The sequence below is a fragment of the Micrococcus sp. Mcc28 genome (assembly GCF_024519775.1).
Lineage (GTDB): Bacteria > Actinomycetota > Actinomycetes > Actinomycetales > Micrococcaceae > Micrococcus > Micrococcus luteus.
Genome location: NZ_JALJRH010000005.1, coordinates 48,080 through 64,222, shown reverse-complemented (window position 1 = coordinate 64,222; position 16,143 = coordinate 48,080). Strand labels below are relative to the sequence as shown.

Here is a 16,143-nt window from a genome sequence, read left to right as displayed (position 1 = left end):
GAGGGGCGCGGTCCGCAGCGGACCGCGCCCGCACCGGTTCAGCCGCGGCGGGTGCGCAGCTGCTCGATGACCTGCGGGACCACCTGGAAGATGTCCCCGACCACGCCGAAGTCGGCGTGCTCGAAGATCTCGGCGTCCTCGTTCTTGTCGATCGCCACGATGGTCTTGGCGGTCTTCATGCCGGCCAGGTGCTGGATGGCGCCGGAGATGCCGAGGGCGATGTACAGGTTCGGGGACACGATCACGCCGGTCTGGCCCACCTGGCGCTCGGCCGCGGTGTAGCCGGAGTCGACGGCGGCACGCGAGGCGCCCACGGCGGCGCCGAGCTCGTCGGCGAGCTGCTCGACGATCGCGAAGCCCTCCTCGGAGCCCACGCCGCGTCCGCCGGCGACGACGGTCTTGGCGCCGCGCAACGGCGGACGGGCGGAGTTCTGCGTGCGGGCGTTCACCTCGAGCACCCGGGCGCCGGCGGTCACCGGGCCCAGCTCGGCGGCGGCCAGCTCCACGACCTCGGGCGCCTCGACGGCCGGGGCCCGGTCCGCGACGGCGCCGGGGCGCACGGTGATGATCCGGGGGCCGCCCTCGCCGGTGGACTCGCTGAGGTAGTCGCCGCCGAACACGGAGTGGCGGGCGATGACCTCGTCGTCGGCCCAGCGCAGCCCCACGGCATCCGCACACACGGGGCCGCGGGCGCGGACGGACAGGCGGCCGGCCACCGCGCGGGACTCGGGGCTGCCGGAGAGCAGCACGGCCACGGGCGCGGTGCGGGCGGTCGCGGCGGCGAGGGCCTGCACGGCGGCGTCGCCGAGGGTGGTGGCGGCGTCGTCGGCCACGAGGACGTGGACGCGCGTGGCGCCGTACTCCCCCAGACGGGCGACGGCGGCGTCCCTGCCCTCCGCGCCGGTCACGAGGACGGCCTCGGGCACGCCCACGGTGGCCGCGGCGCCGAGCAGCTCGGCCACGACCGGGCGGAGCGCGCCGTCCGCGCCGATCTCGGCGTGCACCAGCACGGTCTGACCGCTGTTCGCGGCGTCGGTCTGCGTCGTCATCTCGGTCTCCTCCACGTTCGCGCTCACACGAGCCCCCGACCCGCGAGGAACTCCACCAGCCGCTCGGCGGCGGTGCCGTCGTCGGTGATCTTCTCGCCCGCGGCGCGCTCGGGACGCGTGTCCGCCGAGACCATCACGGAGCGGTAGGCGGCCTCGGCCGGGCCCGCAGCGATGCCGAGGTCGGCCAGGGACAGCACGGTGAGCGGCTTCTTCTTGGCCGCCATGATGTTCTTGAAGTTCGGGAACCGCGGCTCCGCGGTCTTCTCCGTCAGGCCCGCCACGGCGGGCAGGGCGACGGCGGCGCGCACGTCCGCGTCCGAGGTCGCCACGGTGCCGGTCAGCTCGCCGTCGGTCAGCTCGGGGGCCTCGGCGTGCGGCAGGTAGGGCCGGTCCAGGAGCTCGGCGACCATGGCCGGCACCACGCCGGTGCCGCCGTCCGTGGACACCGTGCCGGCGAGCACGAGGTCGGCGCCCTCCTTCTCGACGGCCGCGGCGATCACACGGGCCGTCTCCACGGCGTCCGAGCCGACGAGCGCGTCGTCGGTGATCTGCACGGCGGAGTCCGCGCCCATGGCCAGCATCTTGCGCAGGGTCTTCGAGGAGTCCTCGGGGCCCACCGTCAGGGCCACGACCTCGATGTCCGCGCCGGCGTCCCGCCAGCCCAGGGCGACCTCCATGACGCGCTCGCTGATCTCGTCCGGCACGGGCTCGGCCGCGCCGTCGCGCACCACCCAGCCGGTCTCCAGGCTCAGCTCACGCTCCTGCCACGTGTCCGGCACCTGCTTGGCCAGCACCAGGATCTTCACGGCCTCTCCTCCTTGGGTCGCGGTCTCGCCCCGGGGCCTCCGCCCCGAGCACGGTGACTTACGCTACAGACTACGGGTCCGCGCACGTCCGGGCCGCATGACCCGCGCGCGGGAGCGGCCGGGGCCGCCGTCGTCGGCCCGTGCGTCCGGACCATGATCGCCCGAACCGAGGAGGCACCGTGAGCCCCGCCGCCCCGCCCGCCGAGCCGCCGGCCGCCGAGGACCGGCCCCGGGTCCCGGCGGCGCCCGCCTCCTCCCTCGTGCTGGTCCGGCCCGGGGCCGGCGGCGAGACCTCGGTGTTCACCGTCCGCCGCGCCGGGACCATGGCCTTCAGCGCCCACGCCACGGCCTTCCCCGGCGGCCGCGTGGACCCCGCGGACGACCTGCCGGACAGGCTGTGGGAGGGCACGGATCTGGCCGACTGGGGCCGGCGCCTGGGGCTGCCGCACGAGCCCGCGGACGCCCACGGCACCCTCGCGGAACTCGACCCCGCCGACGGCGCCGGCCGCGTGCTGGCCGCCGCCGTCCGCGAGACGTTCGAGGAGACCGGAGTGCTCCTGGCCCGGGACGCCGTCACCGGGACTCCCGTGGACCCGGCCCGGGTGGCCGCGTTCCCCGACGAGCTGCGCGACGCCGTCGAGCGCCACGAGGTGGACTTCGGGGAGCTGCTCGACCGCGAGGGGCTGCGCCCCGACGCCGGCGCGCTCGTGCCGTGGTCCCGGTGGATCACCCCGCACGGGGGCCCGCGCCGCTACGACACGTTCTTCTTCGCCGTCCACCTGCCGCAGGGCCAGTCCCCCGAGCGGATGTCCTCCGAGGCGGCCAGCCACGGCTGGGCGTCCCCCGCCGAGCTGCTGCGCCGCTTCCGGGCCGGCGAGGTCAACCTGATGGCCCCCACATGGTGGCAGCTGCGCACCCTGGTCGACGCCGGCGAGGACATCCACGCGGGCCGCTCCCGGTTCGAGCCCCTCGAGGGGGTCATGCTCGTGGCCGGGCAGGGGCCCGTGTTTCCCCACGCGGACGAGTATCTGCGTGACCTGACGGCGTTCCGCGCGGCCGCGCAGGTGGAGGAGTCCAAGGACAACATCCTCTGAGCGCTCCCGGCTCCGGGCCGTGCGGTGGGTGACGGGCCGGAGAGCAGCGCGGACCGCGAGCCGCGACCCCATGGCCTGCAGGGCCCCGTGCCCCTAGTCTGGTCTGCACTGGATCTCCCGGCTCCGCGCGTCCGGCCCCCACCCCCGGCCGCCGCGCGTCCCGCTCGCACCCTAGGAGCACTGCATGGCGCTCAGCGTCCTCGACCTGTTCTCGATCGGCATCGGCCCGTCCTCGTCCCACACCGTGGGGCCCATGCGCGCTGCCCGCCGCTTCACGGACAGCATGGGCCAGCACGGCGTCCTCGAGCGCACCGCCCGCGTGCACGCCGAGCTGTTCGGCTCGCTGGCGGCCACCGGCGTGGGCCACGGCTCGGACACCGCGGTGCTACTCGGCCTGGCCGGCCAGGACCCCGAGACCATCGACCCGGACGCCTGCACCGGGCTCGTGGAGGAGATCGTCACGGGCGGCCGGCTGCCCCTGGACGGGCGCCACGAGATCGCCTTCGACCGGCAGGGCGACCTGACGCTGCACATGCGCGAGTCCCTGCCCGGGCATCCGAACGGCATGCGTCTGACCGCCTACGACGACGCCGGCGAACAGCTTCACACCCGCGACTACTACTCCGTGGGCGGCGGCTTCGTGGTCACCTCGGACGAGCTCGAGGCCGAGCTCGACGCCACCAGGGACGTCAACCGCAGCGACGACGGCGACACCGGCGAGCCGTACCCCTTCTCCACGGGCGCCGAGCTGGCCGCCCGCTGCCACGAGGCGGGCCTGAGCATCGCGGAGCTCATGCTCGCCAACGAGGCCACCCGGCACGACCTCGACGAGCTGCGCACCCGGCTGCTGGCCATCTGGGCCGTCATGGAGGAATGCGTCCACAACGGCGTGTCCCGCACCGAGCCGATCCTGCCCGGCGGACTGCAGGTCCGCCGTCGGGCCCCCGCGCTGCGGGAGCACCTGCTGCAGACCACCGACCGCACCGACCCCATGTGGGCCATGGAGTGGGTCAACCTCTTCGCGCTCGCGGTGAACGAGGAGAACGCCTCGGGCGGGCGCATCGTCACCGCGCCCACGAACGGCGCCGCGGGCATCATCCCGGCCGTCATGCTCTACTACATGCGCTTCGTGCTTCCCGAGGACGCCACGCAGCAGGAGCGGGACGACAAGGTGGTCGAGTTCCTGCTCACCGCGGCGGCGATCGGCATCCTGTACAAGCGCAACGCCTCCATCTCCGGCGCCGAGGTCGGCTGCCAGGGCGAGGTCGGCTCGGCCTGCTCCATGGCGGCGGGCGCGCTGTGCGCCGTGCTCGGCGGCACCGTGGACCAGGTGGAGAACGCGGCCGAGATCGGGATCGAGCACAACCTCGGGCTGACGTGCGACCCCGTGGGCGGTCTCGTCCAGGTGCCGTGCATCGAACGCAACGCGATCGCGTCCGTGAAGGCCATCAACGCGGCCCGGCTGGCGCTGCTCGGGGACGGCTCGCACCGGGTGACCCTGGACCAGGCCATCACGACCATGCGCGACACCGGCGCGGACATGAAGTCCAAGTACAAGGAGACCTCGCGCGGCGGCCTGGCTGTGAACGTCATCGAGTGCTGATCGCCCGGATCCGCAGTCCAGCGCCGCTCCGGTCGGGACGGACGGGGCACCCGTCCGCTACCGTTGGGCCCGATCCCCACCCTGCCCCGAGCGCGAGAGGACCGACGTGGCCATTCATCCTGTGGACGCGACCCTGGAGGCCGCGAAGATCGATCCCGACCAGCGTGCCGAGAGGCTCAAGGGCGTGAAGCTCGACGGCGCCGGCTGGAAGTACGCGCTCACGCGCGCGCTCAAGGAGTTCGGCAACGACGGCGGCACCGACCTGGCCGCGAAGCTCACCTACTACCTGGTGCTCTCGCTGGCCCCCTCGCTGCTGGCCGTGTTCTCCATCCTGTCCCTCGTGCTCGCCTCCAACCGCGGGGCCATCGACGATCTGCTGGGGCAGCTGACCGGCCTGGTCCCGAGCGACTACCAGCCGCTCGTCACGAACCTGGTGACCACCATGAGCGACTCGGCCGGTTCAGGCGGCGGGATCATCGCCCTCATCATCGGCATCGCGACCGCCCTGTGGTCCGCCTCTGCGTACGTGAAGGCGTTCAACCGCTCGGCCAACACGGTGTACGGCTACGAGGAGGGCCGCGGCCTGGTGAAGCTGACGCTGAGCAACCTGCTCACCACGCTCATCCTGATCGTGGGCATCGTGGTCGTGCTGCTCTCGCTGGCGCTGAACCGCTCGCTCGTGGACGGCTTCCTCCAGCCGATCGCCGGCCCGCTCGGCATGACCGGCGTGGTGAACTTCCTCTCGGACACGTTCCTGCCGGTGTGGGCGTGGGTGAAGTGGCCCGTCGTCGTCCTGATCCTGCTGGTGCTGATCGCGACCCTGTACTACACCACCCCGAACGTCCAGAAGCCGCGCTTCCACCTCTTCGGCCCCGGCAACATCGTGGCGCTGGTGGGCATGGTGCTGGCCGCGGTGGCCCTGTCCGTGTACTTCACGCAGTTCGCCGGCTACTCGGCGTACGGCGCGATCGGCACGATCATGGCGCTGCTGTTCGCCCTGTGGATCTTCAACATCGTGCTGCTGCTCGGCCTGGAGGTCGACGCCGAGGTGGAGCGTGCCCGCCAGCTCGAAGCCGGCCTGCCCGCCGAGGCTCGGGTGCAGCTGCCCCCGAAGGACGTGGCCGGGGTGGAGAAGCGCGCCGAGAAGCAGACGACCGTGGAGGAGCGCGGCTACGAGCTGCGGGCGGTCCACGAGGGCCGCTGACCGCACCCGGCGCGGCGCCGAGCGCACGTTCTGCACCGACAACGACGGCCGCTCACCTGGCGAGGTGGGCGGCCGTCGTCGTGCGCGGGGCCCTCAGCGCCGGGCCGCGCGGTAGCCGTCCGCCTGGGCCGCGGAGGCGGAGGCGTAGCAGTGGCGCGCGTTGGTCTTGCCGTAGTGCTGCTGACCGGGTACGTGGTAGATGCCCGAGTTGTCGTTGGCCTTGACCGGGTGGGAGTCCGGGCACACGGAGTCGGCTCCGCTCACCGGCCCCGCGTCGCCGGCCGCGGGGGCCGGGGCCGCCTCCGGGGCGGGGGCCGGGGCCGCCTCCGGGATGGGCTCGGCCGCGGTGCCGCACTCCCCGGAGAACCTGCCGACGCCGTTCGCCCGGGCCTCCTCCCACGCCGCCTCGACCTCGGGCAGGAAACGGTCGTTGCCGTCGAAGACCGCCGGCTCGCCGTACCCCAGGCGGGCCATCTCGGCGTTGACCAGGACGCCGTCGGCGTACACGCCGGCGAGGAGGCGGTCGTAGCGGTCGTAGAGCCGGCGGTCGTACCGCAGCACCACCGTGTCGCCGGGGCTGATCATCGACTTCAGCGCCGCCGTCGCCTCCGGTCCCATGCACTCGACCGGCTTCGAGGGGTGGCGGGTCTCGGGGGTGTCGATGTTGAGCAGGCGCACCCGCGTGGACACCTCGCCGAGTGTCACGCGGAGCGTGTCGCCGTCCGAGATCGACTCGACCGTGACCACGTCGCCCTCGACGTCGGCCGGGGCGGCGGGCGCCGTCGGTCCAGCACTGCGGGAGGCCTCGGCGGCGCGCGAGCCCTCCGCGGCATGTGCGACACGGCTCGTCGCAGCCGCGTCGACGGAGGGGGTGGACGTGATCGGCATCGTGCTGACCGACGCGGAGGTGTCGGCATCGCTCGCCGGGGTGACGCCGTCGTCGGTGGCGGTGCAGCCGGTGAGCAGGAGCAGGGACAGTGCGGCCGCGGGGAGCGCCGCGCGCAGACGGGCAAGGGGCACGAGGATCCTGGAGGGGAAGGGACGGGGACACGACGAAGGCCCCGCCGTGAGACGGGGCCTTCGGATCACCACATCATCGCATGGGCGGCGGGGGTCACCCCGCAGGCTGTCAGCGCTTGGCAGCGCGGTAGCCGGCGGCCTGCGCCGCGGCGGCGGAGGCGTAGCAGTTGCGCGCGTTGGTCTTGCCGTAGTGCTGCTGGCCGGGCACGTGGTAGATGCCCGAGTTGTCGTTCGCCTTCACGGGGTACCCGTCCGGGCACACCCCGCCCGACCCGGCCACCGAACCCGTGTCGCCGGACATGGCCGCCTCGACGGTGGAGTCCGACGACGACTCCTCGTCGCTGCAGTACTCGAACGTCTCGCCACCCGGGTCGTAGCAGCGGTTGGGCGCCTTGTTCGAGTTCGAGCCGGAGCCGCTGGACGACGTGTCGGCCCAGTTGCTCACCTCCGTCTCCTCGGCACGCGACTCGGCAGCCTCAGCAGCCGCCTCCTCCGCAGCGCGGGCCTCAGCAGCCGCCGCTTCCGCCGCGCGGGCCTCAGCAGCCGCCGCTTCCGCCGCGGACTGTTCCTCGGCCTCCCGCGCAGCCTCAGCCACCCGCGCTTCTTCAGCCTCCCGCGCAGCCTCGGCCGCCCGGGCCTCCTCGGCCGCAGCCCGCTCCGCCGCGGCCTTGCGCTCCGCGGCGGCCTTCTGGTCGGCCTGCCGCTCCGCCTCGCGCGCCTGCTCGGCCGCCTCGTCAGCGCGCCGGCGGTGGTCGTCCACGACGCGCTGCACGCGGTCCAGCTCGTCCCTGTAGTGGGCCTCCATCCACGGCTGCTCGCCGGCGGCGACAAGGGCGAGCACCGTGGCGAGCTCCCCGATCAGGGTCTCGTCGGGCTCCGCGGCCGCGGCCGCGGCGTCCGTGATGACCGGCAGGGAGCACGCGAGGTCCGGTTGGTGCAGGCCGGCCTGCTCCCCCGCGGCCTCATTCCAGGCCGCCAGGACCTCCGGGTAGAAGCGGCGGTTGGGATCGAAGACCACCGGCACGCCAAGGCCCAGCCGGGCGATCTCCGCGTTCACGAGCACCTCGTCTTCGAAGACCCCGGCCAGCGTGCGACCGTACTTGTCCGTGCGCTCCAGGTCGTAGCGCAGCACCACGTCGTCGCCGGGGCGCAGGAGCGTCTCGAGCGCCTCCGTGGCCTCCGGTCCCAGGCACTGCACGGCCTTGTTCGGATGCTTCGTCTCCGGGGTGTCGATGTTCAGCAGCCGGACCGTCTCCTCCTGCCCGTCTCTGCGCACCACGATGGTGTCGCCGTCGACCACGCGGACGACGGTCGCGGGATCACCGGCTTCGAGCGTGCTCGAGGGCTGGGCCACGACGGGCTGTGCGGAGGGGGCGCCGCCGTCACCGGTGGAGGGGGCGCCGGCCTCGGCCGGCTCGGAGGGAGTGCAGCCGGTCAGCAGCAGGGCGGACAGCGCGATGGCGGCCAGACTGGCGCGCCCGCGGAGGCGTGGGGGCATGGGGACTCCTCGAGGATCGATGACGACACGACGAAGGCCCCGCCGTGAGGCGGGGCCTTCGGATCACCACATCATCGCATGTGGGAGGCACAGGGGTTGCTGCACGTCACAACAGCATCGTCCCCCGTTCCGTCGACGACGACGGGGGTCAGCGGCGACCGTCGACGGGGTCGCCGCCGCCGTCGAGGGCGTCGAGGACGAGGTCGCGGGCCTCGCCCGTCGCGGACCGGCGGGAGAGCAGCAGCGCGGCCAGCCAGCACAGCAGGACGATCGCCGCGCCGCCCCACGCCAGGAGGGCGAGGCTGCCCGAGAGCAGCCCCGTGCCGTCCGCGCGGCCGACGCCGATCCACACCAGACCCCACGCGAGCGCGAACGCCGGAGCCGGGCGGCCGCCGTTGTACACGGCCGTGAACGCACCGATCAGCACGGCCACCACGAGCATCACCTTCGCCCAGAGGGACGACTGCCCCGGATCGCCGACGACGCCGGTCGAGGCCAGCCACGCGGCCAGGTTCGCCACGGCGGCGATCGAGACCCAGCCCAGATGCAGGCCCTGCACCCCGTCCAGGAGGATCCGCTCCCCCCAGCTGTGCGCGCGGACGGATTCGAGGAGCACCAGGATCCACGCCAGGCATGCCAGCAGCAACGCGATCACCACGACGCTCAGCCCCAGCAGCCCGGCCTGCACCGTCCAGATCCACGCGGCGTTGAGCAGCACCGAGACCAGGATCCACGGTCGCAGGCGGTCGTGACGGGCGGACTGGGCCGAGGCGAGGAACTGCCACACGGCGTACGCCAGCAGCCCCGCGTAGATCACGGACCAGATGCCGAACGCGGGGGTCGCCGGGGACACCCAGGTGGCGTCCGGGCCGAGCCAGCCGCCCGCGGCCTCGGCCACGGGGGTCAGGCCGCCGACGACGCCGGAGCCCAGGAACGCGGCCACGACCGCGAGGATCACGACCACGAGCATGGCCACCCGGCCGCCCGTCGAGGACAGCCCCGTCCCCGAGCTGGGGACGCGCGCCGCGGCGTCGGGGCCGAAGGGGCTGCGGGACGGGCCGAGGTCGGTGGCGGTGCTCATGGGTGCTCCCGTGGGGTGATCGTCGGGGGTGTGCCCCGGGCGGGGCGGGTCTCAGGGTCAGCGTAGCCGCCGGGCCCATCGCGGGCACGGGCCACCGCGGCCTAGGGTGGGGGCATGCGCACTTCCTCCCCGATAGGACTCCTGCTGGACGTGGACGCCCCCGTGGCCTCCACCGAGACCCGGACCGTGCCGGAGGGGATCATCGACGTGCTCGTCCGCCTCGCGAGGCGCGGGGTGCCGGTCGGCTTCAACACGGGCCGCTCCACGGACTTCCTCCTGCACAGCGTGATCGCCCCGCTGCGGGACGCGGGCCTCCCGGACGACGCTCCCTTCCACGCGATCTGCGAGAAGGGCGCCGTGTGGTTCCCGTTCTCCGCGGTGCCCTCCGGGGACCTGCCCGACGTCACCGTGGACGGCACCGCCCCGGACTGGCTCCGCACCGACCCGGACATGGCCATCGACGCGGACACCCGTGACGCGATCTGGGCCCTCAACGATGAGCGCGCCGGGGACCTGCAGTTCACCGACCGCACCAAGCTGGCCATGGTCTCCCTCGAGAAGACGGTCGGCGCCGACCAGACGGAGTACGAGCGAGTGCGCGACGACGTCGCCGCGGGCGTCGAGGATCTGCTCGCCGAGCGCGGACTCGCCGAGGAGGTGCGCGTGGCCCCCTCGGTGATCTCGGTGGACGTCGAGCACCGCTCCTCCGGCAAGGACCTGGGCGTCGAGCGCTGCTTCGACCTGCTGGCGGAGGCGGGCACCCCGGTGCCCGAACGCTGGCTCACCGCGGGCGACTCGCGCAGCGACTACGCCATGGCCGACCGGCTGCACGAGCGCGGACTCGCCGTGGAGCACATGGACGTGCGGCCCGCCGACGGCGTCCCCGAGAAGCCCTACGGCGTGGTGACGGCGGCGATCCTCGCCGAACGCGGCATCGGCGACGCCGACGACGTCCACGAGCGGGCGGGCGAGTCCCTGCTGCGCTGGGTGGAGCGCGACCTGCTGCGCTGACCAGGCCGGACGCCCCCTCTGCGGACGGCCGACCCTCCCCGGGCCTGGACCTCGACCCCTAGCGTGGAAGGGAATGCCGCGCCCCTGCCGAACCGGCCCGGGCGCCTCCCGACCAGAGAGAGGTTCCACCGTGGCCACCGTCGCCCAGAACATCGTCGAGACCCTCCACGCCTCGGGCGTGCGCCGCATGTACGGCGTGCCCGGGGACTCCCTCAACGGGCTGACCGAGGCCCTGCGCTCCCACGGCGGCATCCAGTGGGTGCACACCCGGCACGAGGAGACCGCGGCCTTCGCCGCCTCCGCCGAGTCCCAGCTCACGGACGAGCTCGCGGTCTGCGTGGGCTCGTGCGGTCCGGGCAACCTCCACCTGATCAACGGCCTGTTCGACGCCCAGCGCTCCCGCACCCCGGTGCTCGCGATCGCCGCGCACATCCCGTCGGAGGAGATCGGCTCGGGCTACTTCCAGGAGACCCACCCGCAGGACCTGTTCCGCGAGTGCTCCGTCTACGTGGAGCACGTCTCCTCGGCGGACCAGATGCCCCGCATGCTGCGCACCGCGATGCGGGCCGCCGTCGAGCAGCGGGGCGTGGCCGTGCTCGTGATCCCGGGCGACGTGGCCCTCACCGAGCTCTCCGCGAAGCCCGAGGTGATCCGTCACACGCCGTCCCGCGTCATCCCGGCGGACTCCGTGCTGCGCGAGGCCGCCGAGGCCCTGGACTCGTCCAAGCGGATCACCATCCTGGCCGGCGCAGGTGCGGCCGGCGCCCACGACGAGGTCGTGGCCCTGGCGGAGCGCCTGCAGGCCCCGATCGTCCACGCTCTGCGCGGCAAGGACCGGATCGAGTACGACAACCCGTATGACGTCGGCTTGACCGGCCTGCTCGGCTTCGCCTCCGGCTACCACGCGCTCAAGGAGGCCGAGACGCTGCTGATCCTCGGCTCCTCCCTGCCGTACCGGCAGTTCTACCCCGAGGACGCCACGGTCATCCAGGTGGACGTGCGCGGCGAGCAGATCGGCCGACGGGTGGCCGTGGACGTGCCGCTCGTGGGCGGTGTGAAGGAGACGGCCCAGGCTCTGCTGCCGCTGCTGCGCGGGAACTCGTCGTCGGCGTTCCTGGACAAGGCGCTCAAGCACTACGCCAAGACCCGCAAGGACCTCGATCAGCTGGCCTCCCCGGGACGCGGACGCGTGCACCCGCAGTACGTGGCCCGCCTCCTCGACGAGCTGGCCGACGACGACGTGGTGTTCCTGCCCGACGTCGGCTCCCCCGTGATCTGGGCCTCCCGGTACCTGACGATGAACGGGCGCCGCCGGATCATCGGCTCCCTGTCCCACGGCTCCATGGCCAACGCGGTCACCCAGGCGGTCGGCGCCCAGGCGGTCGACCCCACCCGCCAGGTGGTGGCGATGGCCGGCGACGGCGGGCTGGCCATGATGCTCGGCGAGCTGATGTCGTTCGTGCAGAACGGCCTGCCCGTGAAGACGCTCGTGTTCGACAACGACTCGCTGAACTTCGTGGAGCTCGAGATGATGGCCGCCGGGTTCGTCCCCTATGGGACGGGCCTGGAGAACCCGGACTTCGCGGCGATCGCGGAGGCGGTCGGCATCAAGGGCTTCCGCGCGGACCACACGACGGACCTGCCCGCGGTGATGCGCGAGTTCCTCGCCCACGACGGGCCGGCGCTGCTGGTGGTCAAGACCGAGCGTCAGGAGCTGACGATCCCGCCGAGCATCGAGTTCGAGCAGGCCAAGGGGTTCGCGCTCTACGCCATGCGCACCGTCCTCGACGGCAAGGGCACCAAGCTGCTCGACCTCGCCAAGGCGAACCTGCGCCAGCTCTTCTGACCTGCCGCGCACGACGACGCCCCGGACGCTGGCGGCGTCCGGGCCGTCGTCGTGGTGGGGCGGGGAGAGCCCAGCCCCGCCGGTAGGTCAGGCGCGGTGGGCGCCGCCCTCGGCGACGATCGGGTGCTCGGCCGTGCCGGCGACGCCCTGGGTGATCAGGCCGTCGGCGCGGTGCTCCCAGAAGTCCGCGTTGCGGATGCCGAGCGGGCGCGGGTCGAACTGCGGGTCGAGACCCTGGCGCTTCTGTGCGCGGTAGTCCTTGAGGGCCTTGAGGGCCGGGCCCTGCAGCACCAGGATGCCGAGGATGTTCAGCCAGGCCATGGAGCCCACGCCGATGTCGCCGAGGCCCCAGGCCGCACCCGTGGTGGCGACGGCGCCGTAGGCCACCGACACGAGGATCAGGGCCTGCAGGAAGCGCAGCGCGACGCGGCGGACCATGCCGTTGCGCAGGTTGCGCGTGAGGAACACGATGTTGACCTCGGCCATGTAGTAGTACGCCACGATCGTGGTGAAGGCGAAGAACGCCAGCGCCACGGCCACGAACGTGGGGCCGAAGCCGGAGAACATGGCGTCGAAGCCGGTCTGGACGAAGGCCGGGCCCTCGGAGGCCGTCGGCGAGACGATGCCCTCGAACAGCAGGCCGGAGCCGGACCCGTCCGAGTACACCCGGTAGGCGCCCGTGGAGATGATGATGAACGCGGTGGCCGAGCAGACGAAGAGCGTGTCGATGTACACGGCGAACGCCTGCACGAAGCCCTGCTTTGCCGGGTGCGAGACCTCGGCGGCCGCGGCGGCGTGCGGGCCCGTGCCCTGGCCGGCCTCGTTGGAGTAGACGCCGCGCTTCACGCCCCACTGGATGGCGAGGCCGAGGATCGCGCCGAACACGGCGTGCACGCCGAACGCGCTGGCGAAGATGGAGCCGAAGACCTCGGGGATCTGGTCGAAGTTCAGGAACAGCACGATCAGCGCGAGGATGATGTACAGCACGGCCATCACGGGCACCACGTAGACGGCGAACGTCGCGATGCGCTTCACGCCGCCCAGGACGATGAAGGCCAGCAGGATGACCATGGCCAGGGCCACGACCCAGGCGGGCACGGCCCACGCCTCGCCCACGGCCGCGGCCACGCCGTTGGCCTGCACGCCCGGCAGGAAGTAGCTGGTGGCGAAGACGGTGACGACGGCGAACAGGATGGCGTACACCTTGAACGCGGGGGCGGCGGCCGTGTGCTTGTAGGCCTTCTCGAAGTAGTACGCCGGGCCGCCGCGGTACTCGCCGGTGTCCGGGTCGCGCTCCTTGTAGATCTGGCCGAGCGTGGACTCGATGAAGGACGTGGCGGCGCCGAGCAGGGCCATGACCCACATCCAGAACACGGCACCGGGGCCGCCGAACGCGATGGCTGTGGCGACGCCGCCGATGTTGCCCATGCCGACGCGGCCGGCGAGCGACATCATGAGGGACTGGAGGGACGAGGTGCCGTCCGCGGAGTCCTGGCCCTCGCGGAGCTGCTTCACCATGTCCGGGATGTTCACGAACTGCAGGAACATGGTCCGGATGGTGAAGTAGAGGCCGACGATCAGGCAGAGCCAGATCAGGGCCGGGGACCAGATGACGTCGTTCACGGCGGTGATGAGATCTGCGAAGGACATGGGGTCTCCAGATCGGGGTGGGGATGGCCGGTGCGGTGCGAGCTCCGAGCGGCGGCCGCCGGCGGTCCCGGACGACTGGGGAGAAGGATACGCGCAAATGTGACCCGCGTCTCGCATCCAGCGTGGCGGATCGGGAATCCGGGCGCGCGGCCCGCGACGACAGCGGCCCCGGACATGCGAAAAGCCCCGGAACCACTGGGGTCCCGGGGCTTGCCCGCGGAGGATGGGGGATTTGAACCCCCGAGGGCTGTTAACCCAACACGCGTTCCAGGCGTGCGCCATAGGCCGCTAGGCGAATCCTCCTTGGTGCGCCCTCCTGCGGCGGACCGCGCGAGGGCAATCTCCATCATAACCAGATCGTCCTGGGCCGCGCCAATCCCCCGCGGGAGGCGCGGGCCCGGCCCGGGGCTCGCCGTGCCCCGAATCGCTCCGCCCGCCGCCACCCTGGTAGAGTCGTCGGCGGCCCCTCACGTGGTGTCATCTCGCTGAACTCCCCCAGGACCGGAAGGTAGCAAGGGTAGGTGGGCTCTGGCAGGTGCGTGAGGGGTCTTCACTTTCCCCCAGGAGATCCCATGCCCGCCGGACGCTACGCCCCCTCCCCCACGGGAAGCCTGCACCTGGGCAACCTGCGCACCGCGCTCGTCGCGTGGCTCGCGGCGCGCGCCACGGACCGTGCCTTCCTGCTGCGGGTCGAGGACCTGGACCGCGTGCGCTCCGGGGCCGAGGCCGACCAGCGGGCGGACCTGGCCGCCGTCGGGCTGGATTGGGACGCCGAGCCGGTGCGCCAGTCCGAACGCACCGCCCTGTACGACGCCGCCGTGGCCGCCCTGCGAGCCGCGCACGGCGCGGACGCGGTCTACGAGTGCTTCTGCTCGCGCAAGGACATCGCCGAGGCGACGTCGGCCCCGCACCCGCGACCCGACGACGGCGCCCCCGCCTCCGGCGGCGCCGTGCCGCTGCGTCCGCCCGGCTTCTATCCGGGCACCTGCCGCGGCCTGACCGAGGCCGAGCGGGCCGAGCGACGGCGGGTGCGCCCCGCCGCCCTGCGGATCGACGTGGCGAAGGTCGCGGGCCTGCCGGCGGGCGAGATCCCGCGCGCGACCGCCGTGGACGTGCTGCACGGCGAGGTCACGGGCCTGGTCGACGACCTGGTGCTGCGCCGGAACGACGGGGCGTACGCGTACAACCTGGCCGTCGTCGTGGACGACCTGGCGCAGGACGTGGACCAGGTGGTCCGCGGCGACGACCTGCTCGACTCGGCCCCGCGCCAGCGCTGGCTGGCCGAGGCGCTGTGCGCCGCGCGCGGGGAGCCGACGCCCGCGGTGGAGTACCTGCACGTGCCGCTCGTGCTGAACACGGAGGGGCGGCGGCTGGCCAAGCGGGACGGCGCCGTGACCCTCGAGGACCTCTCCGCGCAGGACCCGGCGTGGACCCCCGAGCGGGTGCGGGACCGGCTGCTGGAGTCCCTCGGCCTGCCCGCGGGACCGCTGGCGGCCGCCGTGCCCGCGTTCGACCCGGCCGCCCTGCCGCGTGATCCGTGGGTGTTCACCGGGCTCTGAACGGGCCGGCGCCCTGGTCCGCCGCAGGCCCGGCCCCGGTCAGAGGACCTGGGCGGCCTGGTCGAAGTCGAGGCGGCCCTGGCGGGGCTGCTGCGCCTTCTCGTCGTCTGCGGCGGCGTGGCCCACGTTGATCACCAGGAGGGACTTCCAGGCACGGTCCGCATGGAACTCGGCGTCCACGGCGGCGGCGTCGAACCCGGCCATGGGGCCGACCTCGAGCCCGTGGGCGCGCAGGGCCACGAGCAGGTAGCCCACCTGGATGAGCGCGTTCGTGCGGCCCATCCCCTCGCGCATGCCCGGCTTGCCCTCGGCGTCCTCCTCGAAGCCCTCCCGGAACGGGGCGAGGTGGCCCATGTGGCGGTGCCAGTCGAGGTCGTAGGAGGCGATCAGCGTGAGCGGGGCGCGCTCCGTCTTCTCCCGGTTGAACTCGATCATGAGCGGAGTCAGGCGGGCACGGGCCTCGGGGCTGTCCACGACGTCGAGCCGCAGCGGCTGGTTGTTCATGGCGGTCGGCGCCCAGCGGAGGTCCGCGTAGGCCCGCTCGATCAGCGCGAGGTCGACGGGCTCGTCCGAGAAGAGCTGCGTCGTGTGGCGGTCCGCGAAGAGGCGGTCGATCTCGGCCTGACTCAGCGGTCCCGCGTCCGGGGCCGGCTGCGTGGGGTGGATCGTGTCCTCGGCGTCGGTGTGCATGTGCGTGGTGGTCATGGGCCAGGGAACGGGCC

13 protein-coding genes, 1 tRNA gene and 1 other RNA gene are annotated in these 16,143 nt (G+C 73.2%); 7 read left to right on the top strand and 8 right to left on the bottom strand.

Going from position 1 to position 16,143, the window contains the following annotated elements; all coding sequences use genetic code 11:
* Positions 1-38 precede the first annotated feature (38 nt).
* Together NR073_RS03780 and NR073_RS03775 are read right to left on the bottom strand one after the other, a co-directional pair.
* The gene (locus NR073_RS03780) at positions 39-1,076 is read right to left on the bottom strand and encodes an electron transfer flavoprotein subunit alpha/FixB family protein (RefSeq protein ID WP_141843799.1); all 1,038 of its coding nucleotides are present in this window, start codon (positions 1,074-1,076) and stop codon (positions 39-41) included.
* Entirely contained in the window at positions 1,073-1,855 is a 783-nt protein-coding gene (locus tag NR073_RS03775; RefSeq protein ID WP_256748623.1) for an electron transfer flavoprotein subunit beta/FixA family protein, read from the bottom strand. The genes NR073_RS03780 and NR073_RS03775 overlap by 4 nt, the downstream gene beginning before the upstream one ends.
* A 179-nt stretch (positions 1,856-2,034) precedes the next feature.
* On the opposite strand from NR073_RS03775, the gene NR073_RS03770 reads away from it, so the two are divergent.
* The 3 genes from NR073_RS03770 (at position 2,035) to NR073_RS03760 (ending at position 5,756) form a co-directional block, all read left to right on the top strand.
* Complete coding sequence (locus NR073_RS03770; RefSeq protein ID WP_256748622.1) at positions 2,035-2,949, top strand: NUDIX hydrolase; 915 nt, start codon at positions 2,035-2,037, stop codon at positions 2,947-2,949.
* A gap of 184 nt (positions 2,950-3,133) precedes the next feature.
* Complete coding sequence (locus NR073_RS03765; protein ID WP_256748621.1) at positions 3,134-4,552, top strand: L-serine ammonia-lyase; 1,419 nt, start codon at positions 3,134-3,136, stop codon at positions 4,550-4,552.
* Positions 4,553-4,658: 106 nt separating this feature from the next.
* Positions 4,659-5,756 carry a YihY/virulence factor BrkB family protein gene (locus tag NR073_RS03760; protein WP_235281211.1) on the top strand — a complete coding sequence of 366 codons (1,098 nt, stop codon included), beginning with the start codon at positions 4,659-4,661 and terminating at the stop codon, positions 5,754-5,756.
* A gap of 93 nt (positions 5,757-5,849) precedes the next feature.
* Here the strand turns inward: NR073_RS03760 and NR073_RS03755 are convergent, their stop codons facing one another.
* The 3 genes from NR073_RS03755 to NR073_RS03745 form a co-directional block, all read right to left on the bottom strand.
* A complete protein-coding gene (locus NR073_RS03755; protein ID WP_256748620.1) occupies positions 5,850-6,776 on the bottom strand; it encodes a thermonuclease family protein in 927 nt (308 codons plus the stop codon).
* 109 nt (positions 6,777-6,885) lie between these two features.
* Positions 6,886-8,274 (bottom strand): thermonuclease family protein, encoded by a 1,389-nt coding sequence (locus tag NR073_RS03750; protein ID WP_256748619.1) that lies wholly within the window; start codon positions 8,272-8,274, stop codon positions 6,886-6,888.
* A gap of 148 nt (positions 8,275-8,422) precedes the next feature.
* Positions 8,423-9,355, bottom strand: a complete 933-nt coding sequence (locus tag NR073_RS03745) for a TspO/MBR family protein (protein ID WP_049146691.1) — start codon at positions 9,353-9,355, stop codon at positions 8,423-8,425.
* A gap of 114 nt (positions 9,356-9,469) precedes the next feature.
* Between NR073_RS03745 and NR073_RS03740 the strand changes: the two genes are divergently transcribed.
* Both NR073_RS03740 and poxB read left to right on the top strand, forming a co-directional pair.
* Positions 9,470-10,366 (top strand): haloacid dehalogenase, encoded by an 897-nt coding sequence (locus NR073_RS03740; protein ID WP_141844103.1) that lies wholly within the window; start codon positions 9,470-9,472, stop codon positions 10,364-10,366.
* Between the two features lie 130 nt (positions 10,367-10,496).
* On the top strand, positions 10,497-12,212 hold the full coding sequence (gene poxB, locus NR073_RS03735) for a ubiquinone-dependent pyruvate dehydrogenase (protein WP_256748618.1): 1,716 nt from the start codon (positions 10,497-10,499) through the stop codon (positions 12,210-12,212).
* Between the two features lie 87 nt (positions 12,213-12,299).
* On the opposite strand, the gene NR073_RS03730 is transcribed toward poxB, so the two are convergent.
* Positions 12,300-13,862: a sodium:alanine symporter family protein gene (locus NR073_RS03730; RefSeq protein ID WP_060973436.1), complete on the bottom strand. Its 1,563-nt coding sequence runs from the start codon at positions 13,860-13,862 to the stop codon at positions 12,300-12,302.
* 217 nt (positions 13,863-14,079) lie between these two features.
* Positions 14,080-14,165: transfer RNA gene (locus NR073_RS03725), tRNA-Ser, on the bottom strand.
* A 155-nt stretch (positions 14,166-14,320) separates the two neighbouring features.
* Here NR073_RS03725 and ffs point away from each other — a divergent pair.
* Both ffs and gluQRS read left to right on the top strand, forming a co-directional pair.
* An RNA gene (gene ffs / locus NR073_RS03720) (signal recognition particle sRNA small type) lies at positions 14,321-14,417 on the top strand.
* A gap of 17 nt (positions 14,418-14,434) precedes the next feature.
* Positions 14,435-15,421, top strand: a complete 987-nt coding sequence (gluQRS, locus tag NR073_RS03715; RefSeq protein WP_141844107.1) for a tRNA glutamyl-Q(34) synthetase GluQRS — start codon at positions 14,435-14,437, stop codon at positions 15,419-15,421.
* Between the two features lie 39 nt (positions 15,422-15,460).
* On the opposite strand, the gene NR073_RS03710 is transcribed toward gluQRS, so the two are convergent.
* On the bottom strand, positions 15,461-16,126 hold the full coding sequence (locus NR073_RS03710; protein WP_141844109.1) for a malonic semialdehyde reductase: 666 nt from the start codon (positions 16,124-16,126) through the stop codon (positions 15,461-15,463).
* Positions 16,127-16,143 lie beyond the last annotated feature (17 nt).

What these genes read in the sequence shown, in the direction of transcription:
- NR073_RS03765 (WP_256748621.1), top strand. Translation starts at nt 3,134, where the DNA reads ATGGCGCTCAGCGTCCTCGACCTGTTCTCGATCGGCATCGGCCCGTCC.
- NR073_RS03750 (WP_256748619.1), bottom strand. Translation starts at nt 8,274, where the DNA reads ATGCCCCCACGCCTCCGCGGGCGCGCCAGTCTGGCCGCCATCGCGCTG.
- NR073_RS03745 (WP_049146691.1), bottom strand. Translation starts at nt 9,355, where the DNA reads ATGAGCACCGCCACCGACCTCGGCCCGTCCCGCAGCCCCTTCGGCCCC.
- NR073_RS03740 (WP_141844103.1), top strand. Translation starts at nt 9,470, where the DNA reads ATGCGCACTTCCTCCCCGATAGGACTCCTGCTGGACGTGGACGCCCCC.
- NR073_RS03730 (WP_060973436.1), bottom strand. Translation starts at nt 13,862, where the DNA reads ATGTCCTTCGCAGATCTCATCACCGCCGTGAACGACGTCATCTGGTCC.
- gluQRS (WP_141844107.1), top strand. Translation starts at nt 14,435, where the DNA reads ATGCCCGCCGGACGCTACGCCCCCTCCCCCACGGGAAGCCTGCACCTG.
- NR073_RS03710 (WP_141844109.1), bottom strand. Translation starts at nt 16,126, where the DNA reads ATGACCACCACGCACATGCACACCGACGCCGAGGACACGATCCACCCC.